Source organism: Enterobacter sp. HK-058-C-ECC (assembly GCF_047531125.1).
GTDB classification, from domain to species: Bacteria; Pseudomonadota; Gammaproteobacteria; order Enterobacterales; family Enterobacteriaceae; genus Enterobacter; species Enterobacter quasiroggenkampii.
In genome coordinates this window covers 320,472-346,863 of sequence record NZ_JBLKCH010000004.1, presented here as the reverse complement: position 1 = coordinate 346,863, position 26,392 = coordinate 320,472, and the positions used below count along the sequence as shown (strand labels likewise).

Below are 26,392 nucleotides of genomic sequence, written 5' to 3'. Positions count from 1 at the left end.
CACGCGGCTTATTCAAAAAACTGGCTGATTTTCGCTTTTAAGATATCAATCGCAATGCGGTTTTTACCCCCGCGCGGCACGATAATATCGGCGTATTGTTTGGAGGGTTCAATAAACTGCAGGAACATTGGGCGGACCGTTTTCTGGTATTGCGCCATCACGGAGTCCATTGAACGGCCGCGTTCATTAACGTCACGCTTGATGCGGCGCATCAGGCAGATATCCAGCGGGGTATCGACGAAAATCGAGAAGTTCATGGATTCACGCAGGCGGGCATCGGTCAGCAGCAGGATGCCTTCAAGGATAATGACCTTTTTCGGCTCGATGCGGATCGTTTCCTTGGTACGGGTATGTTCGACATAACTGTAAACGGGCAGTTCAATCGCCTGGCCGCTCTTAAGCGCTTCTAAATGCTGGAACAGCAGGCTGTGATCCATTGCATTTGGGTGGTCATAGTTCGTTTTAACGCGCTCTTCCATCGACAGATGGGATTGATCTTTGTAATAGCTGTCTTCGGGAATGACGCCGATATGCTCATCACCTACTTGTTCACGCAGTTCGCGATAAAGCGTACTGGCAATTAGACTTTTACCTGAAGCCGATGCGCCGGCGATGCCTATAATGACGCACTGATGAGACTTATCAGTCATAAATTTAGCGACCTGATTAACCTGGATGTTAAGGAAGGACGACGCCGGAGCGTCAAACGCGGCAATTATAGGGATTTCGCGGGCGTGATACCAGTCGAATGCACAGGTTCTGCGAGACTGGCCGAAAAGTGACGAGTTATTCCCTGAATGAAATTTAAATGACCATTTTTTCACCGTTTCACCGTTTTTTTTAACGGAGTAAGTATTTAATAAGTCTGTGGTGTCAAATTCTGAGCGGTCACCATATGAATTGTAAATTGTTTGTACTAGCATAAACCAAATTATCAAATTCACGCGTTCGGACATCTTCCCTGACGGCATGGCGTCTCTGGATAAAGCGGTAATGAATAAACAATACCAGCGGGTTTTGGTGACTACCCCACATCCTTTAACACGACTTGTCTGTCTGGGCCTGGTCACCTTTATCTTTACCTTATTTTCGCTGGAACTCACCCGTTTCGGCACCCTGCTGGCTCCGCTCTGGTTCCCCACCGCCATTATGATGGTGGCGTTTTACCGCCATGCCGGAAAAATGTGGCCGGGCATTGCCCTGGCCTGCTCGTTCGGTAATGTTCTGGCCTCGTGGATGCTGTTCTCCTGGGGATCGGTCAGCCTCATCTATCCTTCGATCAACATCATTGAGGCCGCTATCGGTGCGCTGTTTCTGCGCAAATGGCTCCCATGGTACAACCCGCTGCAGAATCTGAACGACTGGATCCGCGTGGCCATCGGCAGCGCACTGGTGCCTCCGCTGGTGGGCGGTATTCTGGTGACCCTGCTGGCCCCCGGCCCAGAGCCCCTGCGTAATTTCTTCGTCTGGGTATTGTCAGAAGCGATTGGCGCGCTGGCGCTGGTGCCGCTAGGGCTGTTGTTTAAGCCGCATTATCTGCTGCGCCACCGCGATCCGCGGTTGCTGCTGGAAACACTGACCACGCTGGCCGTGACGTTAGCCCTCAGTTGGGCAGCCATCACCTGGCTGCCGTGGCCCTTCACCTGCGTGATCGTTCTGCTGATGTGGAGCGCCGTGCGCCTGCCGCGGATGGAAGCGTTCATGGTGTTTCTGGTCACCGTAATGGTTGTGTCGCTGATGATTGCCCAGAACCCACTGGCGCTGACCACCCAGCACGCCGGGCCGATGATAAACGCCCCCTGGCTGCCGTTCCTGATGCTGCTCCTGCCCGCTAACGTCATGACCATGGTGATGTACGCCTTCCGCGCCGAGCGCAAACACATCACCGAAAGCGAAGAGCGTTTTCGTAACGCAATGGAATATTCTGCCATCGGTATGGCGCTGGTCAGCATCGAAGGAAAATGGCTTCAGGCGAACAAGGCGCTGTGCAATTTCCTCGGCTACAGCCAGACGGAGCTCCAGTCGCTGACCTTCCAGCAGCTCACCTGGCCGGAAGATCTGAATACCGACCTGGAGCAGCTCGAACAGCTCATTAACGGCGAGATCAATACCTACACCCTCGAGAAGCGCTATTACACGCGCGATGGGGAAGTGGTCTGGGCGCTTCTTGCCGTCTCCGTGGTGCGCCATGCCGACGGCTCGCCGCTCTATTTTATCGCCCAGATTGAAGACATTAACGACCTGAAGCAGACCGAGTGGGTCAATAAACGCCTGATGGAGCGCATCACCCTGGCAAACGAAGCAGGGGGCATCGGCATCTGGGAGTGGGATCTGGAACCCGACGTTATTAGCTGGGATAAGCGGATGTTTGAGCTGTATGAAATTCCGCCGCACATCAAGCCCACCTGGCAGCTCTGGCACGACACGATGCTGCCGGAAGATCGCGCCCACGCAGAGAAGGTACTGCGGGACTCTCTGATTTCCCGTCTGCCGTTTAAGCTGGAATTCCGCATTCGCGTGAAGGAAGGCGTGCGTCATATTCGCTCCCTGGCGAACCGGGTGCTCAATAAGCAGGGGGAAGTCGAACGGTTGCTCGGTATCAACATGGACATGACCGAGGTTAAGCAGCTTAACGAGGCGCTTTTCCAGGAAAAAGAGCGTCTGCACATTACCCTCGACTCCATCGGTGAAGCAGTGCTGTGCACCGATATCAACATGAACGTCACCTTTATGAACCCGGTCGCCGAGAAAATGAGCGGCTGGCTGCAGACCGAAGCTATTGGTCAGCCGATTCTGAAGGTGTTACACATCACCTTTGGTGAAAAAGGGCCGCTGATGGAAAATATTCACAGCGGCGATATGTCCCGTTCCGATATCGATCAGGACGTGGTGCTGAACTGCCGTACCGGCGGTAATTTTGATATCCACTACAGCATTACGCCGCTCAGCACGCTGGATGGACAGAATATCGGCTCGGTGATCGTGATTCAGGACGTGACCGAGTCGCGCAAAATGCTGCGCCAGCTGAGCTACAGCGCCTCCCACGATGCCCTGACCCATCTGGCTAACCGGGTTAGCTTCGAAAACCATCTCAAACGGCTCCTGCAGACCGTTCGTGAAACGCGCCAGCGTCATGCCCTGGTGTTTATCGACCTCGATCGCTTCAAAGCCGTCAACGACACGGCTGGCCACGCGGCGGGCGATGCCCTGCTGCGGGAACTGGCTTCCCTGATGTTGACCATGCTCCGCTCCAGCGACGTGCTGGCGCGCCTGGGCGGGGACGAGTTCGGGTTACTGTTACCGGACTGCAACCTGGAAAGCGCGCGCTATATCGCCGGTCGCCTGATTCATGCCATCAACGACTATCACTTTATGTGGGAAGGCCGCCTGCACCGGATCGGCGCCAGCGCCGGCATCACGCTGATTGATGAAAATAACCATCAGGCGTCGGAGATCATGTCGCAGGCGGACATTGCCTGTTACGCCTCAAAAAACAGCGGACGTGGCATGGTGACGGTGTATGAACCCCAGCAGGAGCGGGATCACCACACGCGCAGCATGATGTCGCTTGATGAACAGTGGCACATGATTAAAGACAATCATCTGATGATGATTGCCCGCAGCGTCGCCTCACCGCGCATCCCTGAGAGCAGTAATTTCTGGCTGCTGTCGTTACGCCTGTGGACCAGCCAGGGCGAAGTTCAGGAAGAGCATGCCTTCCGCTCGGGCCTGGCGGAACCAGAGCTTCTGCACGCCCTCGACAGGCGGATCTTTAGCGAGTTTTTCCGCACCTCAGCCGCCCAGATCGCCAGTAAAGGCATGGGTGTGGCGCTGCCGCTCTCAGAGGCCGGTTTAGCCAGCGTGACGCTGGTCGATGAACTGCTCGACCTGCTGGATAAAAGCCCGATGCCGGGCCGTCTGCTGCATCTGGTTATCTCTGCCGATGTGGTGTGCAATCCGGATAAGAACCTGCATCGGGGTCTGCAAAAGCTCCGTCAGGCGGGCTGCCGCGTGATCTTCAGCCAGGTGGGACGCGATATGAACGTCTTTACCCACCTGACTGCGAACATGGCCGACTATCTGATGCTGGATGCGGAGGTGGTAACCAACGTGTACGGCAATCTGATGGATGAGATGATGGTGACGATTGTTCAGGGGCACGCCCAGCGTCTGGGAATGAAAACCATCGCAGGCCCTTGTAACCAGCCCATCATGATGGATACGCTCTCCGGTATCGGCATCGATTTTATCTTTGGTGACACCATCGCCGAGCCGCAGCCATTAGATCTTCTTCTCAACACCAGCTATTTCGCGATCAACTGACGGTGCCCAGCCGTCGGTATACCAGATATGCAGCAGAGCATAGGAGCGCCACGGCTTCCAGCGTTCGGCATAGCGACGAATTTGCGCGGGCGTCATTCCGGCGAAGCGTTGTTTAATTAGGTAATCATCCGGCAGAAACACATCTTTCGCCTGCCAGCCGCGCAGGGCCAGATAATTTGCCGTCCAGCGCCCTATTCCCGGCCGCTGCTGTAGCGCCTTCATCCCCTCTTCTATATTCGCGGGCGGGAAAAGCGGAAATGTTCCGTCGATAACCGACTGCGCCAGATGAATCAGCGACTCCGCGCGCTTTACCGGCATGCCCAACGCTTTCAGCGCCAGCGGGTCCGCTGCCGCCAGCGCCTGCGGCGTGGGGAAGCAGAGATAGCCCGGGCAATCCGCCACGGGTTCACCGCATAACGCCACCACGCGTGACGCCAGCTTCGCCGCCATCGCCACGCTCACCAGCTGTCCGAGAATCGCCCGGACGCCCTGCTCGTACGCATCCATCGCTCCCGGCAAACGTAAGCCCGGCCTTGCAGCACCGAGATCGCCCAGCGTCTCCGCGATGTGCTGCGGATTGCAGGCAAGATCGAACAGGCGTTCGATGCGCTCAAGGCACGGCTGCGCAACCGGCATTAATCCCGGGCTGAGGGTCACGGTCAGCGTGTGTGTTGCGATATCCGGCGTCACGCGGAAGATCCCCTGATGTCCCTCGCAGGCAAAACTGCGCTCGTAGTAGTCGTGCGTGACGGTTTCAATGCCCGTCACCGCACGCGCGCCAAGAAAGCCAAACATCCACTGCCAGTCGTAAGGGGGAAGCCAGTTCAGGGTGTACATCATCTCTCCTTTTAGGTTCTTCACAGCATAAACGGAAAGGTCCTGTTTCGCCTTGCTTTCATATTCCTGTTGTCGCCATGCGGACATTTCGTTAAAGTCTCGCCCCTTCTCACCGGCATGGGGATTCATCGTGTTTATTGGATTTGACTACGGTACGGCAAACTGCTCGGTTGCGATTATGCAAAACGGGCAGCCACGGCTCCTGAAAATGGAAAAAGAGAGCACGCTGCTGCCGTCAATGCTCTGCGCACCGACGCGTGAAGCGGTGAGCGAATGGCTGTTCCGCCACCATCAGGTTCCGGCTTCGGCGGCGGAAACCCAGGCGCTGTTACGCCGTGCCGTCAGCTTCAACCGCGAGGAAGATATCGACGTTACGCCGTCCAGCGTGCAGTTCGGCCTCTCCTCGCTCGGACACTACATTGAAGACCCCGAAGAGGTCTATTTCGTTAAGTCGCCAAAATCCTTCCTCGGCGCCAGCGGCCTGAAGCCGCAGCAGGTCGCGCTGTTCGAAGACCTGGTGTGTGCGATGATGCTGCACATCCGCAACCAGGCGCAGACGCAGGTCCCAGAGGCGATTACCCAGGCGGTGATTGGCCGACCAATTAACTTCCAGGGGCTGGGCGGCGATGAGGCCAACCAGCAGGCGCAGGGGATCCTGGAACGCGCGGCGCACCGCGCAGGCTTCCGCGACGTGGTATTCCAGTATGAACCCGTTGCCGCAGGGCTGGACTTCGAAGCCACGCTGACGGAAGAGAAGCGCGTATTGGTCGTGGACATCGGCGGGGGCACGACGGACTGCTCGCTGCTGCTGATGGGCCCCCAGTGGCATAACCGTCGCGATCGTGAAAACAGCCTGCTGGGACACAGCGGCTGCCGCGTAGGCGGGAACGATCTTGACATCGCCCTGGCATTCAAGAGCCTGATGCCGCTGCTCGGCATGGGCGGGCAAACGGAAAAAGGCATCGCGCTGCCGATCCTGCCGTGGTGGAACGCGATTGCCATCAACGACGTGCCGGCACAGAGTGATTTTTACAGCACCGCCAACGGCCGCTTCCTTAACGATCTGGTGCGTGATGCCCAGGATGGCGAAAAAGTCGCCCTGCTCTATAAAGTGTGGCGTCAGCGCCTCAGCTACCGCGTGGTGCGTACGGCTGAAGAGAGCAAAATCGCCCTTTCCGACCGCGCTGAACATGCGGTATCCCTGCCGTTTATCAGTGACGAACTGGCCACCGCCATTTCGCAGGACGGGCTGGAGACGGCGCTTGCCCAGCCGCTACAGCGCATTCTGGAACAGGTGCAGCTCGCGCTGGAGAACAGCAACGAGAAGCCGGATGTGATTTACCTGACCGGCGGTAGCGCCCGTTCGCCGCTGATCAAGAAAGCGCTGGCCGAACAGCTGCCGGGTATTCCGATTGCAGGTGGCGATGACTTTGGTTCCGTTACCGCTGGTCTGGCACGCTGGGCGCAGGTGATGTTTAGCTAGTGCGGTTGTGCCGGGTGGCGGCTTCGCCTTACCCGGCCTTCAAAACGTGTGTTGTTGTGGTGCGGTCTGGTGCCCTCTCCCACAAAACACCAAAAACGGCAACGTCCGTTGCCGTTCGCATTTACCTTGTAGGCCGGGTAAGCGAAGCGCCACCCGGCAACACTCAGACAATTCCCGACAGTCTTCCATATTTCCTCCATTTTTCCGCTGTGTTGCCTGACTAAACTAGTATCATTCCCCGAAGTATTCAGGATGAGAACGTATAACGATGAAAGGCAGTAACAAATCCCGCTGGGCAATCGCCGCTGGCATCATTGTGGTGGCCCTTGCCGCCGCTTGGTACTGGCACAGCCAATCCGCGAACTCCGCCGCACCCGCCGGTGCCACCAGCCAGGCTCAGCGCCCCACGGGCGGAGGGCGTCATGGAATGCGCGGCGGCGCCCTGGCGCCGGTTCAGGCGGCGACGGCGGTAAATAAAGCCGTTCCTCGCTATCTCACCGGTCTCGGGACCATTACCGCCGCCAACACTGCCACGGTGCGCAGCCGCGTCGACGGCCAGCTCATCGCGATCCACTTCCAGGAAGGTCAGCAGGTTAAGGCTGGTGACCTGCTGGCGGAAATCGACCCGAGCCAGTTTAAGGTCGCCCTCGCCCAGGCGCAGGGACAGCTCGCGAAAGACAACGCGACCCTCGCCAACGCCCGGCGCGATTTAGCCCGCTACCAGCAACTGGTGAAAACGAATCTGGTGTCCCGTCAGGAGCTGGATACCCAGCAGTCGCTGGTCAGTGAAACGCAGGGCACTATCAAAGCGGACGAAGCCGCCGTGGCCAGCGCCCAGTTGCAGCTGGACTGGAGCCGCATCACCGCGCCGATTGACGGACGCGTCGGCCTGAAGCAGGTCGATATCGGCAACCAAATCTCCAGCGGCGACACCACGGGCATCGTGGTGATCACCCAGACCCACCCGATTGATTTAGTCTTTACCCTGCCGGAAAGCGATATCGCGACCGTCATGCAGGCGCAAAAAGCCGGTAAAGGCCTGGTAGTGGAAGCCTGGGACCGCACCAATAAGCAGAAACTGAGTGAAGGGTCCCTGCTCAGTCTGGATAACCAGATCGACACCACCACCGGCACCATCAAGCTGAAGGCGCGCTTTAATAACCAGGACGATGCCCTCTTCCCGAACCAGTTCGTCAATGCACGCATGCTGGTCGCCACCGAAGAGAACGCGGTGGTGATCCCCACCGCTGCACTGCAGATGGGTAATGAAGGTAACTTTGTCTGGGTGCTTAACAGCGACAATAAAGTCAGCAAGCATCTCGTAAAAACCGGAATTCAGGACAGCCAGACGGTGGTCATCAGCGCGGGGCTTTCCGCAGGCGACCGCGTGGTCACCGACGGCATTGACCGTCTGACCGAAGGGGCCAAAGTGGAAGTGGTTGAACCTGCGAAACAGGGAGCGACCTCCTGATGCAGGTGCTGCCGCCGGGCTCTACAGGTGGGCCGTCACGCCTGTTTATCCTCCGTCCTGTCGCCACCACGTTGCTGATGGTGGCGATCCTGCTCGCCGGGATTATCGGCTATCGCTTCCTGCCCGTCTCGGCGCTGCCGGAGGTGGATTACCCAACGATTCAGGTTGTCACCCTCTATCCCGGGGCCAGCCCGGACGTGGTGACGTCCGCCATTACCGCCCCGCTGGAGCGCCAGTTCGGCCAGATGTCGGGGCTAAAACAGATGTCCTCCCAGAGTTCTGGCGGGGCATCCGTCGTGACGCTGCAGTTCCAGCTGACGCTGTCGCTGGACGTCGCCGAGCAGGAGGTGCAGGCCGCCATCAACGCCGCTACCAATCTGCTGCCGTCAGACCTGCCTAACCCACCGGTCTACAGCAAGGTGAACCCGGCAGATCCGCCAATCATGACGCTTGCCGTCACCTCCTCCGCGATGCCGATGACCCAGGTCGAAGACATGGTCGAAACGCGCGTGGCGCAGAAAATTTCTCAGGTGTCCGGCGTTGGCCTCGTCACCCTCGCGGGCGGCCAGCGCCCGGCGGTGCGCGTCAAGCTGAACGCGCAGGCCATCGCCGCGCTGGGGCTCACCAGCGAAACCATTCGCAGCGCCATCAGCAACGCGAACGTCAACTCGGCGAAGGGCTCGCTGGACGGCCCAACCCGCGCCGTGACGCTCTCCGCCAACGACCAGATGCAGTCCGCCGACGAATATCGTCAGCTAATTATCGCCTACCAGAACGGCGCGCCAGTGCGTCTGGGCGACGTGGCGACCGTAGAACAAGGCGCGGAGAACAGCTGGCTGGGAGCCTGGGCCAACAAACAGCAGGCGATCGTGATGAACGTGCAGCGCCAGCCGGGTGCCAACATCATCGAAACCGCCGACAGCATCCGCACCATGCTGCCGCAGCTGATCGAAAGCCTGCCGAAATCGGTCAGCGTGAAGGTGCTTTCCGACCGTACCACCAACATTCGCGCGTCGGTCACCGACACCCAGTTCGAGCTGATGCTGGCGATTGCGCTGGTGGTGATGATTATCTATCTGTTCCTGCGTAACGTCCCGGCGACCATCATCCCCGCCGTCGCCGTACCGCTCTCGCTGGTCGGTACCTTTGCGGTGATGGTGTTCCTCGATTTTTCGATCAACAACCTGACGCTGATGGCGCTCACCATCGCCACCGGGTTCGTGGTGGATGACGCTATCGTCGTCATCGAGAACATCTCGCGCTATATCGAGAAAGGCGAAAAGCCGCTGGCCGCCGCGCTGAAAGGCGCAGGGGAAATCGGCTTTACCATTATCTCGCTGACCTTCTCATTGATTGCGGTGCTGATCCCGCTGCTGTTTATGGGCGATATCGTCGGGCGTCTTTTCCGCGAGTTTGCCGTGACGCTGGCGGTCGCCATTCTGATCTCCGCCGTGGTGTCGCTGACCCTGACGCCGATGATGTGCGCCCGCATGCTGAGCCACGAGTCACTGCGTAAGCAAAACCGCTTCTCGCGCGCCTCCGAGCGCATGTTCGAGCGCATTATTGCCGGCTACGGTCGCGTGCTGGCGAAAGTCCTCAACCACCCGTGGGCGACGCTCGGCGTGGCGCTCGGCACGCTGGCGCTCAGCGTGATGCTGTGGATTTTCATTCCGAAAGGCTTCTTCCCCATCCAGGACAACGGCATTATTCAGGGCACGCTTCAGGCCCCGCAGTCAGTCTCCTTCGCCAATATGGCCCAGCGCCAGCAGCAGGTGTCTGAGATTGTTATGAAAGATCCGGCGGTCGAGAGCCTGACCTCCTACGTGGGCGTCGACGGCACCAACCCGTCGCTCAACAGCGCGCGTCTGCAGATCAACCTTAAGCCGCTGGATGAGCGCGACGATCGCGTCAACGCCGTCATTGAGCGGCTGCAAAACGCCGTGGCCCGCGTGCCGGGCGTTGAGCTTTACCTGCAGCCGATTCAGGATTTGACCATCGATACCCAGGTCAGCCGCACGCAGTACCAGTTCACGCTGCAGGCCACCTCGCTGGACGCGCTCAGCACCTGGGTGCCGCAGCTGGTGGATAAACTCAAAACCCTGCCGCAGCTCTCGGACGTCAGCAGCGACTGGCAGGACAAGGGCCTGGCGGCGTATGTGAACGTCAACCGCGACGCCGCCAGCCGTCTGGGTATTACCATGGCGGACGTGGATAACGCTCTGTACAACGCCTTCGGTCAGCGCCTGATCTCCACCATCTACACCCAGGCGAACCAGTACCGCGTGGTGCTGGAGCACAACACGGAGAACACGCCCGGCCTGGCGGGGCTGGACTCGGTGCGCCTGACCAGCAAAGACGGCGGCATTGTGCCGCTGAGCGCTATCGCCACGGTGGAAGAACGCTATACCCCGCTGTCGATTAACCATCTGGATCAGTTCCCGTCCACCACCATCTCCTTTAACGTGCCGGACAATTACTCTCTGGGTGAAGCGGTGGAGGCCATTCAGGCGGCGGAAAAAGATCTCAGCTTCCCGTCCGACATTCAGACCCAGTTCCAGGGCAGCACCCTGGCGTTTCAGGCCGCGCTGGGCAACACCATCTGGTTGATCGTGGCGGCGGTCGTGGCGATGTACATCGTGCTCGGCGTGCTGTACGAAAGCTTTATCCACCCGATCACCATCCTCTCTACCCTGCCGACGGCGGGCGTGGGGGCGCTGCTGGCATTAATGCTGGCGGGCAGCGAGCTGGACGTGATTGCCATCATCGGCATTATCCTGCTTATCGGGATCGTGAAGAAAAACGCCATCATGATGATCGACTTTGCCCTGGCCGCCGAGCGCGAACAGGGGATGTCGCCGCGCGATGCCATCTTCCAGGCCTGCCTGCTGCGTTTTCGTCCGATCCTGATGACCACGCTGGCCGCCCTGCTGGGCGCGCTGCCGCTGATGCTGAGCACTGGCGTCGGCGCGGAGCTGCGCCGTCCGCTGGGTATCGGCATGGTCGGCGGTCTGCTGGTGAGCCAGGTGCTGACGCTGTTCACCACACCGGTGATCTACCTGCTGTTTGACCGCCTGGCGCTGTGGACCAAAAGCCGCTTCCCGAAACGTGAAGAGGAGGCATAAGTGAAGTTTTTCGCCCTCTTCATTTATCGCCCGGTGGCGACGATTTTAATCTCGCTCGCCATTACCCTCTGCGGCGTTCTGGGCTTCCGGCTGCTGCCGGTGGCGCCGCTGCCGCAGGTAGATTTCCCGGTAATCATGGTCAGCGCCTCGCTGCCGGGTGCCTCGCCGGAAACCATGGCCTCGTCCGTTGCCACGCCGCTGGAGCGTTCGCTCGGGCGGATTGCGGGGGTCAACGAGATGACCTCCAGCAGCTCGCTGGGCAGCACGCGCATTATTCTGGAGTTCAGCTTCGACCGTGATATCAACGGCGCGGCGCGCGACGTGCAGGCGGCCATCAACGCCGCACAGAGCCTGCTGCCGAGCGGGATGCCGAGCCGTCCGACCTACCGCAAGGCCAACCCGTCCGACGCGCCGATCATGATCCTGACGCTGACCTCGGATACGTACTCACAGGGGCAGCTGTACGACTTTGCGTCTACCCAGCTGGCGCAGACAATCTCACAAATTAACGGCGTCGGTGACGTGAGCGTCGGTGGGAGTTCCCTGCCCGCCGTGCGCGTGGGGTTAAACCCGCAGGCGTTATTCAACCAGGGCGTGTCGCTGGACGACGTGCGCTCCGCCATCAGCAACGCCAACGTGCGTAAACCGCAGGGGGCGATTGAGGATAACAGCCACCGCTGGCAGATCCACACCAACGACGAGCTGAAAACCGCGGCGGAATATCAACCGCTCATCATCCACTATAACAACGGCGCGGCGGTGCGCTTAAGCGACGTGGCCAGCGTCACCGACTCGGTGCAGGACGTGCGCAACGCCGGGATGACCAACGCCAAACCGGCGATTTTGCTGATGATCCGCAAGCTGCCGGAGGCCAACATTATTGAGACGGTGAACAGCATTCGCGCCCGTCTTCCGGACCTGCAGGAGACCATCCCGGCAGCAATCGATCTGCAAATTGCCCAGGATCGCTCCCCGACCATTCGCGCCTCGCTGGAAGAGGTGGAGCAAACGCTGGTGATCTCCGTCGCGCTGGTGATCCTGGTGGTCTTCCTGTTCCTGCGCTCTGGCCGCGCGACGCTGATCCCGGCGGTGGCCGTGCCGGTCTCGCTGATCGGTACCTTTGCCGCCATGTATCTGTGCGGGTTTAGCCTCAACAACCTGTCGCTGATGGCCCTGACGATTGCGACGGGCTTCGTAGTGGATGACGCCATCGTGGTGCTGGAGAACATCTCCCGCCATCTGGAAGCGGGCGTGAAGCCGCTGCAGGCTGCATTGCAGGGCACGCGCGAGGTGGGGTTTACGGTGCTCTCCATGAGCCTGTCGCTGGTGGCGGTGTTCCTCCCGCTGCTGCTGATGGGCGGGCTGCCGGGCCGGTTGCTGCGCGAGTTTGCCGTCACCCTCTCCGTCGCGATCGGCATTTCGCTGGCGATCTCCCTAACGCTGACGCCAATGATGTGCGGCTGGATGCTCAAGCGCAGCAAACCGCACTCGCAGCCGCGCCGCAAAGGCTTTGGCCGTTTCCTGATGGCAATGCAGGAAGGCTACGGAAAATCGCTGAAGTGGGTGCTGAACCATACCCGACTGGTCGGCCTGGTGCTGGTCGGCACCATCGTGCTCAACGTGTGGATGTATATCACCATCCCGAAAACTTTCTTCCCGGAGCAGGACACCGGCGTGCTGATGGGCGGCATTCAGGCGGACCAGAGCATTTCGTTCCAGGCCATGCGCGGCAAGCTGCAGGACTTTATGAAGATCATTCGTGAAGACAAAGCCGTGGATAACGTCACCGGTTTTACCGGCGGGTCACGCGTCAACAGCGGGATGATGTTTATTACCCTCAAACCGCGCGGCGAGCGCAACGAAACCGCCCAGCAGGTGATTGACCGCCTGCGGGTGAAGCTCGCCAAAGAGCCGGGGGCAAACCTGTTTTTGATGGCCGTTCAGGATATCCGCGTCGGTGGGCGACAGGCGAACGCCAGCTATCAGTACACATTACTCTCGGACGATTTGGCCGCCCTGCGCGAGTGGGAGCCGAAGATCCGCAAGGCGCTGGCCGCCCTTCCCCAACTGGCGGACGTAAACTCCGATCAGCAGGACAACGGCGCCGAGATGGCCCTGACCTACGACCGTGAAACCATGTCGCGGCTGGGTATCAACGTTGAAGCCGCCAACAGCCTGCTGAACAACGCCTTCGGTCAGCGCGAGATCTCCACCATCTACCAGCCGATGAACCAGTATAAGGTGGTGATGGAAGTTGACCCGCGCTACACCCAGGACATCAGCGCCCTGGACAAAATGTTTGTCATTAACAACGACGGTAAGGCGATTCCGCTCTCCTACTTCGCCAGCTGGCAGCCTGCCAACGCGCCGCTGTCGGTGAACCATCAGGGGCTTTCGGCGGCATCGACCATCTCCTTTAACCTCCCCGCCGGTTCGTCACTGTCTGAGGCCAGTGATGCAATCAACCGCGCGATGACCCAGCTTGGCGTGCCGTCTACCGTCCGCGGCAGCTTCGCCGGGACCGCGCAGGTATTCCAGGAGACAATGAACTCGCAGGTGATTTTGATTCTGGCCGCCATCGCCACGGTCTATATTGTGCTGGGCGTGCTGTATGAGAGCTACGTGCACCCGCTGACCATCCTCTCGACGCTGCCGTCGGCGGGCGTGGGGGCACTGCTGGCGCTGGAGCTGTTCGGCGCACCGTTCAGCCTTATCGCGCTCATCGGGATCATGCTGCTGATCGGCATCGTGAAGAAAAATGCCATCATGATGGTGGACTTCGCGCTGGACGCCCAGCGCAACGGCAACCTCTCGCCGGAAGAGGCCATCTTCCAGGCCTGCCTGCTGCGCTTTCGTCCGATCATGATGACCACCCTGGCGGCGCTGTTTGGCGCGCTGCCGCTGGTAATTTCGGGCGGCGACGGCTCAGAGCTGCGCCAGCCGCTGGGGATCACCATTGTCGGCGGCCTGGTGATGAGCCAGCTGCTGACGCTGTACACCACGCCGGTGGTCTATCTGTTCTTCGACCGCCTGCGGCTGCGCTTTTCGCGTAAAAACAGAGAAACGGTAAACGGGTAAATGACTGAGCTTCCCAGCAACGTTCGCTGGCAATTATGGATAGTCGCCTTCGGCTTCTTTATGCAGTCGCTGGATACGACCATCGTCAACACCGCCCTCCCCTCCATGGCGAAAAGCCTGGGGGAGAGCCCGCTGCATATGCACATGGTGATTGTCTCCTACGTGCTGACGGTTGCCGTGATGCTGCCCGCCAGCGGCTGGCTGGCCGATAAGGTCGGCGTGCGGAATATCTTCTTTACCGCCATCGTGCTGTTTACCACCGGCTCGCTGTTTTGCGCCCAGGCCAATACCCTCGACCAGCTGGTGATGGCGCGCGTGCTGCAGGGCATCGGCGGGGCGATGATGGTGCCCGTCGGGCGGTTAACGGTGATGAAGATTGTGCCGCGCGAGCAGTACATGGCGGCGATGACCTTTGTCACCCTGCCCGGTCAGGTGGGGCCGCTGCTGGGCCCGGCGCTGGGCGGCATGCTGGTGGAGTACGCCTCCTGGCACTGGATCTTCTTAATCAACCTCCCGGTAGGCATCATCGGCGCGATGGCCACCCTGACGCTGATGCCGAACTACAAAATGCAGACCCGGCGCTTTGATTTCTTAGGTTTTATCCTGTTGGCCGGCGGTATGGCCACGCTCACCCTGGCGCTCGACGGGCAAAAAGGACTGGGGATTTCGCCCCTGACGCTCGGGCTCCTGATCGCGCTCGGTGTTACCGCCATACTGTGGTATCTGTGGCACGCCAGAGGAAACGACAAGGCGCTGTTCAGCCTGGCGTTGTTTAAAAACCCCACTTACCGTCTGGGCCTGTCTGGCAGCTTCGCCGGACGCATCGGCAGCGGGATGCTGCCGTTTATGACGCCCGTTTTTCTGCAAATTGGCATGGGTTTTTCGCCATTCCACGCGGGCCTGATGATGATCCCGATGGTGCTCGGCAGCATGGGAATGAAGCGCATTGTGGTGCAGGTGGTGAACCGCTTTGGCTATCGACACGTGCTGGTGGCGGCCACGCTGGGGCTGGCGCTGGTCAGCCTGCTGTTTATGGCCGTGGCGCTGATGGGCTGGTACTACGTCCTGCCGCTGGTGCTGTTCTGCCAGGGGATCATCAACTCCATGCGCTTCTCGTCGATGAATACCCTGACCCTGAAAGACCTGCCGGACGATCTGGCGAGCAGCGGCAACAGCCTGCTGTCGATGGTGATGCAGCTCTCCATGAGCGTGGGCGTGACTATCGCGGGGTTACTGCTCGGCATGTACGGTCAGCACCACCTCAGCGTCGACACGCCGGTGGCGCATCAGGTCTTTATGTATACCTACCTCAGCATGGCGATCATCATCGCCCTGCCCGCTTTCATCTTCGCCAGAGTGCCGGATGATACCAGCAAGAACGTCGTGATTAGGCGCGGCAAAAGGAGTGGCTCATGAAATTCTGGCGTCCGGGTATTACCGGCAAGCTCTTTGTAGCGATCTTCGCCACCTGTATCGTCCTTCTGATCACCATGCACTGGGCGGTGCGGGTCAGCTTCGAGCGCGGCTTTATTGATTACATCAAGCATGGCAATGAGCAGCGTTTGCAGGGACTGAGCGATGCGCTGAGTGAACAGTACGCCCAGCACGGCAACTGGCGTTTTCTGCGCAACAATGATCGCTTTATTTTCCAGATCCTGCGCTCGCTGGAGCACGATACCGGCGACGATCGCCCTGGCCCGGGCATGCCGCCGCACGGCTGGCGCACCCAGTTCTGGGTAATCGACCAGGATATGCGCCCCCTGGTTGGCCCGCGCGCGCCGATACCGCCTGACGGCACCCGGCGGGCGATTAAAGTGAATAACGCCACCGTTGGCTGGGTGATCGCCTCCCCGGTGGAGCGCCTGACGCGCAACACCGACATCAACTTTGACCGCCAGCAGCGTCGGACAAGCTGGCTGATTGTCGCCCTCTCCACGCTGCTCGCCGCGCTCGCCACCTTCCCGCTGGCGCGCGGTCTGCTCGCCCCGGTGAAACGCCTGGTGGAAGGCACGCACAAGCTCGCCGCCGGGGATTTCACCACCCGCGTCGATACCCGCAGCCAGGACGAACTGGGCAAGCTGGCGCAGGACTTTAACCAGCTCGCCAGCACGCTGGAGAAGAACCAGCAGATGCGCCGCGACTTTATGGCCGATATCTCCCACGAGCTGCGCACGCCGCTGGCGGTGCTGCGCGGCGAGCTCGAGGCCATTCAGGACGGCGTGCGCCAGTTTACGCCCGAATCGGTGGCTTCCCTGCAGGCGGAGGTGGGCACGCTCACCAAGCTGGTGGACGATCTCCACCAGCTCTCCATGTCCGACGAAGGCGCACTGGCCTACCAGAAGGCGCCCGTAGACGTCATTAACGTGCTGGAGGTGGCGAGCGGCGCCTTCCGCGAACGCTTTGCCAGCCGCAACCTGAAAATCGACCTCTCCCTGCCGGACAGCGCGGTGGTGTTTGGCGACAAAGATCGGCTGATGCAGCTGTTCAACAACCTGCTGGAAAACAGCCTGCGCTATACCGACAGCGGCGGCGGGCTGCTGATTTCCGGCAGACAGGAAAACGGGCGCTTTGCCCTTACCTTCGCGGATTCCGCACCCGGCGTGCAGGACGCGCAGCTGGAAAAACTGTTTGAACGTTTTTACCGTACCGAAGGCTCCCGCAATCGCGCCAGCGGCGGATCCGGTCTGGGGCTGGCGATTTGCGTTAACATCGTCGAGGCGCATAATGGCACGATCCGCGCCGCCCATTCGCCTTTTGGCGGGGTTAGCATTACAGTAGAGTTACCTCTGGAACGGGATTTATCGAGAGAAGTATGACCGAGTTACCGATTGACGAAAACACGCCGCGCATTTTGATCGTCGAAGACGAACCCAAGCTGGGACAGCTGCTGATCGACTATTTACGCGCGGCCAGCTATGCCCCGTCACTGATAAGCCACGGCGATCAGGTGCTGCCATACGTGCGCCAGACCCCGCCGGACCTGATCCTGCTTGATCTGATGCTTCCCGGGACCGATGGCCTGACCCTGTGCCGGGAAATTCGCCGCTTCTCCGACGTGCCGATCGTCATGGTCACCGCCAAAATTGAAGAGATTGACCGCCTGCTGGGGCTCGAAATCGGCGCGGACGACTACATCTGCAAGCCCTACAGTCCGCGCGAGGTGGTCGCCCGCGTGAAAACCATTCTGCGCCGCTGCAGGCCGCAGCGCGAGCTTCAGGTGCTGGACGCCGAAAGCCCGCTGATTGTCGACGAAAGCCGCTTCCAGGCGAGCTGGCGCAGCAAGCTGCTGGACCTGACCCCTGCGGAGTTCCGCCTGCTGAAAACCCTCTCCCACGAGCCGGGAAAAGTCTTCTCCCGCGAACAGCTGCTGAACCACCTGTATGACGATTATCGCGTGGTGACCGACCGCACCATCGACAGCCACATCAAAAACCTGCGCCGCAAGCTGGAGGCGCTGGATGCCGAGCAGTCGTTTATTCGCGCGGTGTATGGTGTGGGGTATCGCTGGGAAGCGGATGCGTGCAGGATAGCCTAGCCAGCAGAGGGTCAATCCAGGCCGGGTAAGGCGAAGCCGCCACCCGGCACAATAACTTTACCTCCCCGCCCCGCAGCGCTACAATGCCCGCCCTTAAAGTGGGGGATCTCCCCTTACCGCTGCACCTGGTGCACGCGGATCTGACCTGTCATCAGAACGAGAACAAACATGTTTAAACCGGAACTCCTTTCCCCGGCGGGAACGCTGCAAAATATGCGTTACGCTTTCGCCTATGGCGCCGACGCCGTGTATGCGGGCCAGCCGCGCTACTCGCTGCGCGTACGTAATAACGAATTCAACCACGAGAACCTGCAGCTCGGCATCAACGAAGCGCACGCTCTGGGTAAAAAATTCTACGTGGTGGTCAACATCGCGCCGCACAACGCCAAGCTGAAAACGTTCATCCGTGACCTGAAGCCGGTGGTGGATATGGGGCCGGACGCGCTGATCATGTCGGACCCGGGTTTAATCATGCTGGTTCGGGAGAACTTCCCGGAGATGGATATCCACCTCTCCGTACAGGCTAACGCCGTCAACTGGGCAACGGTGAAGTTCTGGAAGCAGATGGGGCTGACCCGCGTCATCCTGTCTCGCGAGCTTTCGCTGGAAGAGATCGAAGAGATCCGCACCCAGGTGCCGGATATGGAAATCGAAATCTTCGTTCACGGCGCGCTGTGCATGGCCTATTCCGGCCGCTGCCTGCTTTCTGGCTATATCAACAAGCGTGACCCGAACCAGGGCACCTGCACCAACGCCTGCCGCTGGGAATACAACGTCCAGGAAGGCAAAGAGGATGACATCGGCAACATCGTCCACAAGCATGAGCCGATCCCGGTGACCAACGTTGAGCCAACGCTGGGCATCGGCGCGCCAACCGACAGCGTGTTTATGATTGAAGAAGCCAAACGTCCGGGCGAATACATGACCGCCTTTGAAGACGAGCATGGCACTTACATCATGAACTCGAAAGATCTGCGCGCCATCGCCCACGTCGAGCGCCTGACCCAGATGGGTGTGCACTCCCTGAAGATTGAAGGCCGCACCAAATCCTATTACTACTGCGCGCGTACCGCGCAGGTATACCGCAAAGCCATCGACGATGCGGCCGCCGGTAAACCGTTCGATACCAGCCTGCTGGAAACTCTGGAAGGCCTGGCGCATCGCGGCTATACCGAAGGCTTCCTGCGCCGTCATACCCACGACGACTACCAGAACTACGAGCACGGCTACTCCGTATCCGAGCGCCAGCAGTTTGTCGGTGACTTCACCGGCGAGCGCAAAGGCGCGCTGGCGGCCGTCGCGGTGAAAAACAAGTTCACCAAAGGCGACAGCCTGGAACTGATGACCCCGCAGGGCAACATGAACTTTACGCTGGAGCATCTGGAAAACGGCAAAGGCGAAGCGATTGAGGTCGCGCCGGGCGACGGGCATACCGTCTGGCTGCCGGTTCCGGAAGAGGTGGAGCTGAAGTTCGCGCTGCTGATGCGTAACTTCAACGGGGAAAGCACCCGTAACCCACACGGCAAATAGTCAATCAGGGAAATTTTTTCGCGCTGGGATAATTCTTAGAATCGGATCACATACCGCTTCGTTCAATACGGGTATTATCCCCCCGCTGAAAAACATAACCCATAAATGCTAGCTGTACCAGGAACCACCTCCTTAGCCTGCGTAATCTCCCTTACGCGGGCTTATTTTTTGCCTTCTCTCTCCTCAATCCAGGCAATGAGTTCGTCGATTTGCTTCTCTGAGAACACGGCGATCCCATGCTCTGAGAGCAACGATGCCGCAACCCCCTTCCCCGCTTTATGTATTCCGCGAAACGATCCGTCATAAATAAACTCACTGCCGCACGTTGGGCTGCCATCGGTTAACAATGCAGCGCTACACCCCGACTCCTGAGCAGCGCGTAGCGCAAGCCAGGCTGCAAGCTGATACTGCTCAGTAACGTCCTGCCCGGTATTTTCAACAATTCTGGCTTGCCCGCGCATTACGTCTTTGCCATCAGCGGACATAATCTCTGCCGGAGGACGCGGTACAGGCAGCCCGGCAGCCAGTTCAGGGCAGTGGATAACCAGACGTTGTTCCTGTTGCCAGCGAGCGAGTTGCGCGTTCATTCTCGCTTTTTCACTTCCGTTATAACGAACCCTGAAGCCCATCAGGCACGCGCTTACCAAAATTTTATTCATCATCACTTTCCTGTGATTACGTTAATATCATCGCTGGAGTGTAACGCGCTTTCGGGCTTATTTTGTTCCTTTCATCCTGTTCTTACCCGCTTTTTTCCTCTCTGCTATACACTCTTACTAACGCTAAAAAAGGGAGCAGCGCGGATGGCAACCTATCCAGACAGTTTATTGATTCTCAATGGCAAAAGTGCGGGCAACGATCTACTGCGTCAGGCAATTCAGGATTTGCGTGACGACGGCGCGCGCATCCACGTCAGGGTAACCTGGGAAAAAGGCGACGCGGCACGCTATATCAATGAAGCCCTCGGGCTTGGCGTCAACACCATCATTTCCGGCGGCGGCGATGGCACCATCAATGAGATCGCGTCAGCGCTGATCGACCTGCCCCCGGCAAACCGCCCGGTGATGGGCATTTTACCGCTCGGCACCGCCAATGATTTTGCCACCAGCGCAGGGATCCCGGAGGCGTTAGAAAAAGCGCTCCAGCTGGCGATCCTCGGTAAAGCCACCGCGGTAGATATTGCGCAGGTGAATGACAAAACCTGCTTTATCAATATGGCCACCGGCGGGTTCGGCACGCGCATCACCAGCGAAACGCCGGAAAAACTGAAGGCGGCGCTGGGCGGCGTGTCGTATCTGATCCACGGTCTGATGCGCATGGATACCCTCAAGCCTGACCGCTGCGAAATTCGCGGCGAGGATTTTCAGTGGCAGGGTGACGCGCTGGTCATTGGCATTGGCAATGGTCGACAGGCTGGCGGCGGTCAGCAGCTGTGCCCGGAGGCGCTGATCAATGACGGTCAGCTACAGCTGCGGATTTTCACAGGCGACGGCCTTCTGCCCGCGCTGTTTACCACGCTGACGCAGCCGGAAGAGAGTCCGAATATCATTGACGGGAAATCCGCATGGTTTGAGGTCAATGCCCCGCACGGGATGACGTTTAACCTCGACGGAGAGCCGCTAAGCGGAACACAGTTCCGCATTGAGGTGTTGCCCGGCGCGCTGCAGTGTCGGTTGCCGCCGGACTGTGTGCTTTTGCGCTGATGGTATTGCCGGGTGGTGGCTACGCCTTACCCGGCCTACACTTCGCCCTCAGGTCAGGCAATCGTGACTTTGCTGTCCAGATAGACATCCTGCACCGCATTGATCAGCTTCACGCCGTCGGCCATCGATTTCTTAAACGCCTTACGACCCAGGATCAGCCCCATGCCGCCCGCGCGTTTGTTAATAACCGCCGTACGTACCGCGTCTGACAGGTCAGTATCGCCGCCCGCCGCGCCGCCGGAGTTAATCAGCCCTGCACGTCCCATATAGCAGTTCGCCAGCTGGTAGCGCACCAGGTCGATCGGGTTATCGCTGGTCAGCTTGCTGTAAACGCGGTCATCGGTGTAACCAAAGTTCACCGCTTTATAGCCGCCGTTATTCTCGGCCATTTTCTGCTTCACGATGTCTGCGCCAATGGTCGCCGCTAGATGGTTCGCCTGGCCGGTCAGGTCGGCCGAAACGTGGTAATCCACGCCGTCTTTTTTGAACGCCGAGTTACGCAGGTACGCCCACAGCACGGTCACCATACCCAGCTCGTGCGCGCGCTCAAACGCCGCAGAGATCTCTTCAATCTGACGACGGGACTGTTCAGAGCCAAAGTAAATCGTCGCCCCAACGGCAACCGCCCCCATATTGAACGCCTGCTCGACGCTGGCGTAGAGCGTCTGGTCATATTCGGTGGGGTAGCTCAGGGTTTCATTGTGGTTCAGCTTCACGAGGAACGGAATGCGGTGGGCATAGCGACGCGAGACGGAGGCCAGCACGCCGTAGGTGGAGGCCACGCAGTTACAGCCCGCTTCAATCGCCAGCTCAACAATGTTCTTCGGATCGAAATAGAGCGGATTCGCTGCGAAAGAGGCGCCCGCCGAGTGCTCAACGCCCTGGTCTACCGGCAGAATGGAGAGATATCCGGTGCCACCGAGCCGCCCGGTGTTGTAGAGCGTCTGCATGTTTCGCAGAACCGCAGGCGGACGGTTGTTATCGACCATCACGCGGTCGACGTAGTCATGACCCGGCAGATAGAGCTGGTCGGCTGGAATGGTCATACAACGATGCTGTAAAAGGCTGTCGGCGTCTTTGCCAAGCAACTGCGCAATATCAGTCATGTGATACTCCCGTAAGTCCGACGTCGTGTCGGTGTGTGTTTATCCAGTCCCATTATTTATGGGCAGACTAAGCCTGGTACCGACTTAACAGATTTTCCACCTTTTGCATTTTTTTTCAGCACAATCTGCTGGCTCGATTCGTGTACAACAAAACTGTTACATTGATCAAACAATCGCCACAAAGGTATTTAAAAGGTATTATAGAATGGTATGTTAAAGGCGTACCCTCTCTGACATGCAGGATTAAAAAATGAAAACGAAAGTCCAACTGTCATTCATGATGTTTGTTGAATGGTTTATCTGGGGCGCGTGGTTTGTGCCGCTGTGGCTGTGGCTGAGCAAAAGCGGTTTTACCGCCGGGGAAATCGGCTGGTCTTATGCCTGTACCGCCATTGCCGCAATCCTCTCCCCAATTCTGGTCGGATCGCTGACGGACCGCTTCTTCGCCGCGCAGAAAGTACTGGCGGTGCTGATGTTTGCCGGCGCGATTTTGATGTACTTCGCCGCACAACAAACCCAGTTCAGCACCTTCTTCCCGCTGCTGCTGGTTTACTCCCTGACCTATATGCCCACCATCGCGCTGACCAACAGTATTGCCTTCGCGAACGTGGATGACGTCGAGGCCGATTTCCCGCGTATCCGCGTAATGGGCACTATCGGCTGGATCGCCTCCGGGCTGGCGTGCGGCTTCCTGCCGCAGATGCTGGGCTATAGCGATATTTCCGATACCAATATTCCTCTGCTGATGACGGCAGCCAGCTCCGCCCTGCTCGGCGTGTTTGCCCTCTTCCTGCCGAACACGCCGCCGAAAAGTACCGGCAAGCTGGACTTCAAAGTAATGCTGGGGCTGGACGCGCTGATCCTGCTGCGCGACAAAAACTTCCTCGTGTTCTTCTTCTGCTCGTTTCTGTTCGCCATGCCACTGGCCTTCTATTACATCTTCGCCAACGGCTATCTCACCGAAGTGGGAATGAAAAACGCCACCGGCTGGATGACGCTCGGCCAGTTCTCTGAAATCTTCTTTATGCTGGCGCTGCCGTTCTTTACCAAACGCTTTGGTATTAAGAAGGTCTTACTGCTGGGTCTGATCACGGCCGCCATCCGCTACGGGTTCTTCGTTTACGGCGGTGCGGAACAGTACTTCACCTACGCCCTGCTGTTCCTCGGCATTCTGCTGCACGGCGTGAGCTACGACTTCTACTACGTTACCGCGTACATCTACGTGGATAAAAAAGCGCCGGTGCACATGCGTACCGCCGCGCAAGGCCTGATTACGCTGTGCTGCCAGGGCTTTGGTAGCCTGCTGGGTTACCGCCTGGGCGGCGTGATGATGGAAAAAATGTTCGCATATAAAGAGCCGGTGAATGGGCTGACCTTCAACTGGGCCGGAATGTGGGCATTTGGCGCAATCATGATTGCCGTGATTGCCGTGCTGTTTATGCTGTTTTTCCGCGAATCGGACAAAGAGATCACTGCTATTGAGGTGGTTGATGGCGATACCGCGCTGACACAAGGGGAAGTTAAATGAAACAAGAACGTGTTCTCGGTGCCCTTTACGGGCAGGCGTTAGGGGATGCGATGGGCATGCCGTCGGAGCTGTGGCCGAGAAAGCGCGTCAAGGCCCACTTTGGCTGGATCGACCGCTTTTTACCCGGCCCGGCAGAAAATAACGCGGCCTGCTATTTCGGGCAGGCAGAGTTCACCGACGATACCTCAATGGCGCTGTGCCTCGCCGATGCGATCATTGAGTGCGACGGGGAGATTAACGCGGATGTTATCGGCAAGCATATCCTGAACTGGGCGCTCGATTTCGACGCGTTCAACAAGAATGTGCTCGGCCCGACCTCAAAAATCGCGCTTAATGCGATTCGTGACGGGAAGCCGGTCAGCGAACTGGAAAACAACGGCGTGACGAACGGGGCGGCGATGCGCGCCTCCCCGCTGGGCTGCCTGCTCCCGGCGACGCGGCTGGAACACTTTGTTGAACAGGTGGCGCTGGCCTCCAGCCCGACCCATAAATCGGACCTCGCCATTGCCGGCGCGGTGGTGATTGCCTGGGCGGTATCCCGCGCCATCGACGGCGAAAGCTGGCAGAACATCGTTGATGCCCTGCCGGGGATCGCCCGCTATGCGCAGGAGATGAAAACCACCACTTTCAGCGCGTCGCTGGCGGCGCGTATTGAGCTGGCGCTTAAGACCGTGCGGGAAGCCAACGGTATTGACTCTGCCAGCGAGCAGGTTTATCAGCTGATTGGCGCGGGAACCAGCACCATTGAGTCCGTTCCGGCGGCCATTGCGATGGTGGAACTGGCGGGAACCGACCCGAACCGCTGCGCCATTTTATGTGCCAATCTGGGCGGTGATACGGACACCATTGGCGCCATGGCGACGGCCATCTGCGGTGCGCTCCACGGTGTGCAGGCGATTGACCCGGCGCTCAAAGCCGAACTCGATGCCGTCAACCAGCTCAACTTCGGCCATTATTGCGAGAAACTGCTGCACTTCAGGGAGCAAAGGGAGGGCGTATGAATGCATTTGCCCAACGTCTCGAAAATCTGCACGCCACGCGCCCGGTGACGGTGCTGGGCGCAGCGGTGATTGACGTCATCGCCGACGCCTACGCCCTGCCCTGGCGCGGGTGCGATATCGAACTTAAGCAGCAGGGCGTGAATATCGGCGGCTGCGCGCTGAATATCGCCATTGCCCTGAAGCGGCTCGGCATTACGGCGCAAAACGCTCTGCCCGTCGGGCACGGCGTGTGGGCGGATATTATTCGCAACGCCATGGCGAAGCAGGATCTGCACAGCGCCGTGGAGGCCGATACGGGCGATAACGGCTGGTGCCTGGCGCTGGTTGAGCCTGACGGAGAACGGACCTTTATGTCCTTTAGCGGCGTGGAGAACCAGTGGCAGCAGCGCTGGCTGGATGCGCTTCACGTCCCGCAAAACAGCCTGGTGTATTTGTCCGGCTATCAGTTGGCCTCACCGTGCGGTGAACTGCTGACACGCTGGCTGGAGGGGTTGCAGGAGGTGACGGCATTCATCGATTTCGGCCCCCGTATTGCGGATATCCCCGACGCGCTGATGGCGCGAATTATGGCCTGCAGGCCAATCGTGTCCCTTAATCGTCAGGAAGCGGAGATCGCAGCCGGGCGGCTGGGTGTCGTGGCTGAAAACCTGGGTGCAGAGTGGCAGCAGCGTTTCGGGGCCGCACTGATTGTGCGCCACGATAAAGACGGTGCGGCCTGGTATGACGCCGGGAGCTCGGGCGTTGTTCCGGCGTTCCCGGCGACGGTCGTGGACACCATTGGCGCAGGCGACAGCCACGCGGGCGGCACGCTTGCCGGACTGGCGGGAGGATGGTCACTGGCAGACGCGGTTCTGCTAGGGAATGCCGTGGCGTCCCGGGTGGTCAGCCAACGCGGCGGCGATTGCGCACCAACTCGCGAGGAATTACTCCTCGCACACAAAGACGTATAGGTCGCTGCGACAGTAGCTGATGCTGTACTCAATCGGCCGGTGCTGCTGGTCAAGCGCGACCTGCTTGATCACCAGCACCGGTATTTTTTCATCCATCTTGATGTGCGCCTGAAACTCGCTGTCCGGCATGCGGGCGCTCACCCTTGAGCGGGTGCGCTGCGGGAAGATATTCTGGCTGCGGAAGTAGTCGTAGAGCGAAATGCCAATCGCATCCGGGTCGGGAATTAACCCGACCGGGACCCAGGACTCTTCAATGGACACCGCATCGTCATCCACATAGCGAATGCGCTTGAGCAAAAAGACCTCGCTGTCCGGGGAGATCGACAGGTGGTTCGCCACCTCTTCCGGGCATTTCACCACCCGCTTGTTAACCCAGAGCGTATTTGGCGTTTGGCCGCGCAGCACCACCTGCTGTGAGAAGCCGCGCGCCTCTTTCAGCGAGTATTCGAAGATATTGTTGATTTGCGTCCCATAGCCACGGGCGCGCGTCACCACACCCTCTTCCTCCAGCGCCTGCATCGCTTTACGCACGGTAATGCGCGACACCCCGGTCAATTGGCTCAGATCGCGCTCGCCGGGCAAAATATTCCCGTGCTCCAGCACCCCGCTGCGCACCGCATTTTTTACCGTTTCGGCAAACTTCAGGTACAGCGGCGTGTTATCGGGCGCGGCGATCCGTTCATTCAATTGAGCGATTAACCGGGTATGCGCTTGTTCCATCTCTG

Annotated in this window: 18 protein-coding genes; 13 read left to right on the top strand and 5 right to left on the bottom strand. The window is 59.2% G+C overall.

The window, feature by feature from the left end:
- Positions 1-8 precede the first annotated feature (8 nt).
- Complete coding sequence (gene udk, locus ACMWJS_RS11475; protein WP_334399673.1) at positions 9-650, bottom strand: uridine kinase; 642 nt, start codon at positions 648-650, stop codon at positions 9-11.
- 343 nt (positions 651-993) lie between these two features.
- On the opposite strand from udk, the gene ACMWJS_RS11470 reads away from it, so the two are divergent.
- Positions 994-4,323 carry a diguanylate cyclase gene (locus ACMWJS_RS11470; protein WP_262778223.1) on the top strand — a complete coding sequence of 1,110 codons (3,330 nt, stop codon included), beginning with the start codon at positions 994-996 and terminating at the stop codon, positions 4,321-4,323.
- Here the strand turns inward: ACMWJS_RS11470 and alkA are convergent.
- Complete coding sequence (alkA, locus tag ACMWJS_RS11465; RefSeq protein WP_414747082.1) at positions 4,282-5,160, bottom strand: DNA-3-methyladenine glycosylase 2; 879 nt, start codon at positions 5,158-5,160, stop codon at positions 4,282-4,284. The genes ACMWJS_RS11470 and alkA overlap by 42 nt on opposite strands.
- Positions 5,161-5,290: 130 nt before the next feature.
- Here alkA and yegD point away from each other — a divergent pair, with 130 nt between their 5' ends.
- The 8 genes from yegD to yegQ all read left to right on the top strand — a co-directional run bounded on the left by yegD (position 5,291) and on the right by yegQ (position 19,379).
- Positions 5,291-6,643, top strand: coding sequence for a molecular chaperone (yegD, locus tag ACMWJS_RS11460; RefSeq protein WP_262778226.1), 1,353 nt, complete (start codon positions 5,291-5,293; stop codon positions 6,641-6,643).
- Between the two features lie 268 nt (positions 6,644-6,911).
- Positions 6,912-8,114 (top strand): MdtA/MuxA family multidrug efflux RND transporter periplasmic adaptor subunit, encoded by a 1,203-nt coding sequence (locus ACMWJS_RS11455; protein ID WP_048028298.1) that lies wholly within the window; start codon positions 6,912-6,914, stop codon positions 8,112-8,114.
- A complete protein-coding gene (locus ACMWJS_RS11450) occupies positions 8,114-11,236 on the top strand; it encodes an MdtB/MuxB family multidrug efflux RND transporter permease subunit (protein ID WP_414747079.1) in 3,123 nt (1,040 codons plus the stop codon). The genes ACMWJS_RS11455 and ACMWJS_RS11450 overlap by 1 nt, the downstream gene beginning before the upstream one ends.
- The gene (gene mdtC, locus ACMWJS_RS11445) at positions 11,237-14,314 is read left to right on the top strand and encodes a multidrug efflux RND transporter permease subunit MdtC (RefSeq protein ID WP_262801425.1); all 3,078 of its coding nucleotides are present in this window, start codon (positions 11,237-11,239) and stop codon (positions 14,312-14,314) included.
- Positions 14,315-15,730 (top strand): MFS transporter, encoded by a 1,416-nt coding sequence (locus ACMWJS_RS11440; RefSeq protein WP_262801424.1) that lies wholly within the window; start codon positions 14,315-14,317, stop codon positions 15,728-15,730.
- Positions 15,727-17,130, top strand: a complete 1,404-nt coding sequence (baeS, locus tag ACMWJS_RS11435) for a two-component system sensor histidine kinase BaeS (RefSeq protein ID WP_039025016.1) — start codon at positions 15,727-15,729, stop codon at positions 17,128-17,130. Before ACMWJS_RS11440 ends, baeS begins: the two co-directional genes overlap by 4 nt.
- Positions 17,127-17,849 carry a two-component system response regulator BaeR gene (gene baeR, locus ACMWJS_RS11430; RefSeq protein WP_024908120.1) on the top strand — a complete coding sequence of 241 codons (723 nt, stop codon included), beginning with the start codon at positions 17,127-17,129 and terminating at the stop codon, positions 17,847-17,849. Before baeS ends, baeR begins: the two co-directional genes overlap by 4 nt.
- A gap of 168 nt (positions 17,850-18,017) precedes the next feature.
- On the top strand, positions 18,018-19,379 hold the full coding sequence (gene yegQ, locus ACMWJS_RS11425) for a tRNA 5-hydroxyuridine modification protein YegQ (protein ID WP_008500866.1): 1,362 nt from the start codon (positions 18,018-18,020) through the stop codon (positions 19,377-19,379).
- Positions 19,380-19,540: 161 nt separating this feature from the next.
- Here the strand turns inward: yegQ and ACMWJS_RS11420 are convergent, their stop codons facing one another.
- Complete coding sequence (locus ACMWJS_RS11420; protein WP_414747078.1) at positions 19,541-20,041, bottom strand: DUF523 domain-containing protein; 501 nt, start codon at positions 20,039-20,041, stop codon at positions 19,541-19,543.
- A gap of 141 nt (positions 20,042-20,182) precedes the next feature.
- Between ACMWJS_RS11420 and yegS the strand changes: the two genes are divergently transcribed.
- Entirely contained in the window at positions 20,183-21,082 is a 900-nt protein-coding gene (gene yegS / locus ACMWJS_RS11415) for a lipid kinase YegS (protein WP_045908639.1), read from the top strand.
- 53 nt (positions 21,083-21,135) lie between these two features.
- Here the strand turns inward: yegS and fbaB are convergent, their stop codons facing one another.
- Positions 21,136-22,188, bottom strand: coding sequence for a class I fructose-bisphosphate aldolase (gene fbaB / locus ACMWJS_RS11410; RefSeq protein ID WP_008500869.1), 1,053 nt, complete (start codon positions 22,186-22,188; stop codon positions 21,136-21,138).
- Between the two features lie 250 nt (positions 22,189-22,438).
- Here fbaB and ACMWJS_RS11405 point away from each other — a divergent pair, with 250 nt between their 5' ends.
- The 3 genes from ACMWJS_RS11405 to ACMWJS_RS11395 are packed head-to-tail and all read left to right on the top strand — an operon-like array spanning position 22,439 to position 25,667.
- Positions 22,439-23,716, top strand: a complete 1,278-nt coding sequence (locus ACMWJS_RS11405; protein ID WP_045908640.1) for a nucleoside permease — start codon at positions 22,439-22,441, stop codon at positions 23,714-23,716.
- Positions 23,713-24,717, top strand: coding sequence for an ADP-ribosylglycohydrolase family protein (locus tag ACMWJS_RS11400; protein WP_111968079.1), 1,005 nt, complete (start codon positions 23,713-23,715; stop codon positions 24,715-24,717). The genes ACMWJS_RS11405 and ACMWJS_RS11400 overlap by 4 nt, the downstream gene beginning before the upstream one ends.
- Positions 24,714-25,667, top strand: coding sequence for a PfkB family carbohydrate kinase (locus tag ACMWJS_RS11395; protein ID WP_414747077.1), 954 nt, complete (start codon positions 24,714-24,716; stop codon positions 25,665-25,667). The genes ACMWJS_RS11400 and ACMWJS_RS11395 overlap by 4 nt, the downstream gene beginning before the upstream one ends.
- Here ACMWJS_RS11395 and ACMWJS_RS11390 read toward each other — a convergent pair.
- On the bottom strand, positions 25,641-26,387 hold the full coding sequence (locus ACMWJS_RS11390; protein ID WP_045908643.1) for a GntR family transcriptional regulator: 747 nt from the start codon (positions 26,385-26,387) through the stop codon (positions 25,641-25,643). The two genes, ACMWJS_RS11395 and ACMWJS_RS11390, sit on opposite strands and share 27 nt — an antisense overlap.
- Positions 26,388-26,392: the final 5 nt, after the last annotated feature.

Coding starts and splice junctions, on each gene's coding strand:
- ACMWJS_RS11455 (WP_048028298.1), top strand. CDS start 6,912: ATGAAAGGCAGTAACAAATCCCGCTGGGCAATCGCCGCTGGCATCATT.
- fbaB (WP_008500869.1), bottom strand. CDS start 22,188: ATGACTGATATTGCGCAGTTGCTTGGCAAAGACGCCGACAGCCTTTTA.
- baeS (WP_039025016.1), top strand. CDS start 15,727: ATGAAATTCTGGCGTCCGGGTATTACCGGCAAGCTCTTTGTAGCGATC.
- ACMWJS_RS11405 (WP_045908640.1), top strand. CDS start 22,439: ATGAAAACGAAAGTCCAACTGTCATTCATGATGTTTGTTGAATGGTTT.
- ACMWJS_RS11390 (WP_045908643.1), bottom strand. CDS start 26,387: ATGGAACAAGCGCATACCCGGTTAATCGCTCAATTGAATGAACGGATC.
- ACMWJS_RS11470 (WP_262778223.1), top strand. CDS start 994: ATGAATAAACAATACCAGCGGGTTTTGGTGACTACCCCACATCCTTTA.
- alkA (WP_414747082.1), bottom strand. CDS start 5,160: ATGTACACCCTGAACTGGCTTCCCCCTTACGACTGGCAGTGGATGTTT.
- ACMWJS_RS11395 (WP_414747077.1), top strand. CDS start 24,714: ATGAATGCATTTGCCCAACGTCTCGAAAATCTGCACGCCACGCGCCCG.
- yegQ (WP_008500866.1), top strand. CDS start 18,018: ATGTTTAAACCGGAACTCCTTTCCCCGGCGGGAACGCTGCAAAATATG.
- ACMWJS_RS11450 (WP_414747079.1), top strand. CDS start 8,114: ATGCAGGTGCTGCCGCCGGGCTCTACAGGTGGGCCGTCACGCCTGTTT.
- ACMWJS_RS11420 (WP_414747078.1), bottom strand. CDS start 20,041: ATGATGAATAAAATTTTGGTAAGCGCGTGCCTGATGGGCTTCAGGGTT.
- udk (WP_334399673.1), bottom strand. CDS start 650: ATGACTGATAAGTCTCATCAGTGCGTCATTATAGGCATCGCCGGCGCA.
- yegS (WP_045908639.1), top strand. CDS start 20,183: ATGGCAACCTATCCAGACAGTTTATTGATTCTCAATGGCAAAAGTGCG.
- ACMWJS_RS11440 (WP_262801424.1), top strand. CDS start 14,315: ATGACTGAGCTTCCCAGCAACGTTCGCTGGCAATTATGGATAGTCGCC.
- ACMWJS_RS11400 (WP_111968079.1), top strand. CDS start 23,713: ATGAAACAAGAACGTGTTCTCGGTGCCCTTTACGGGCAGGCGTTAGGG.
- baeR (WP_024908120.1), top strand. CDS start 17,127: ATGACCGAGTTACCGATTGACGAAAACACGCCGCGCATTTTGATCGTC.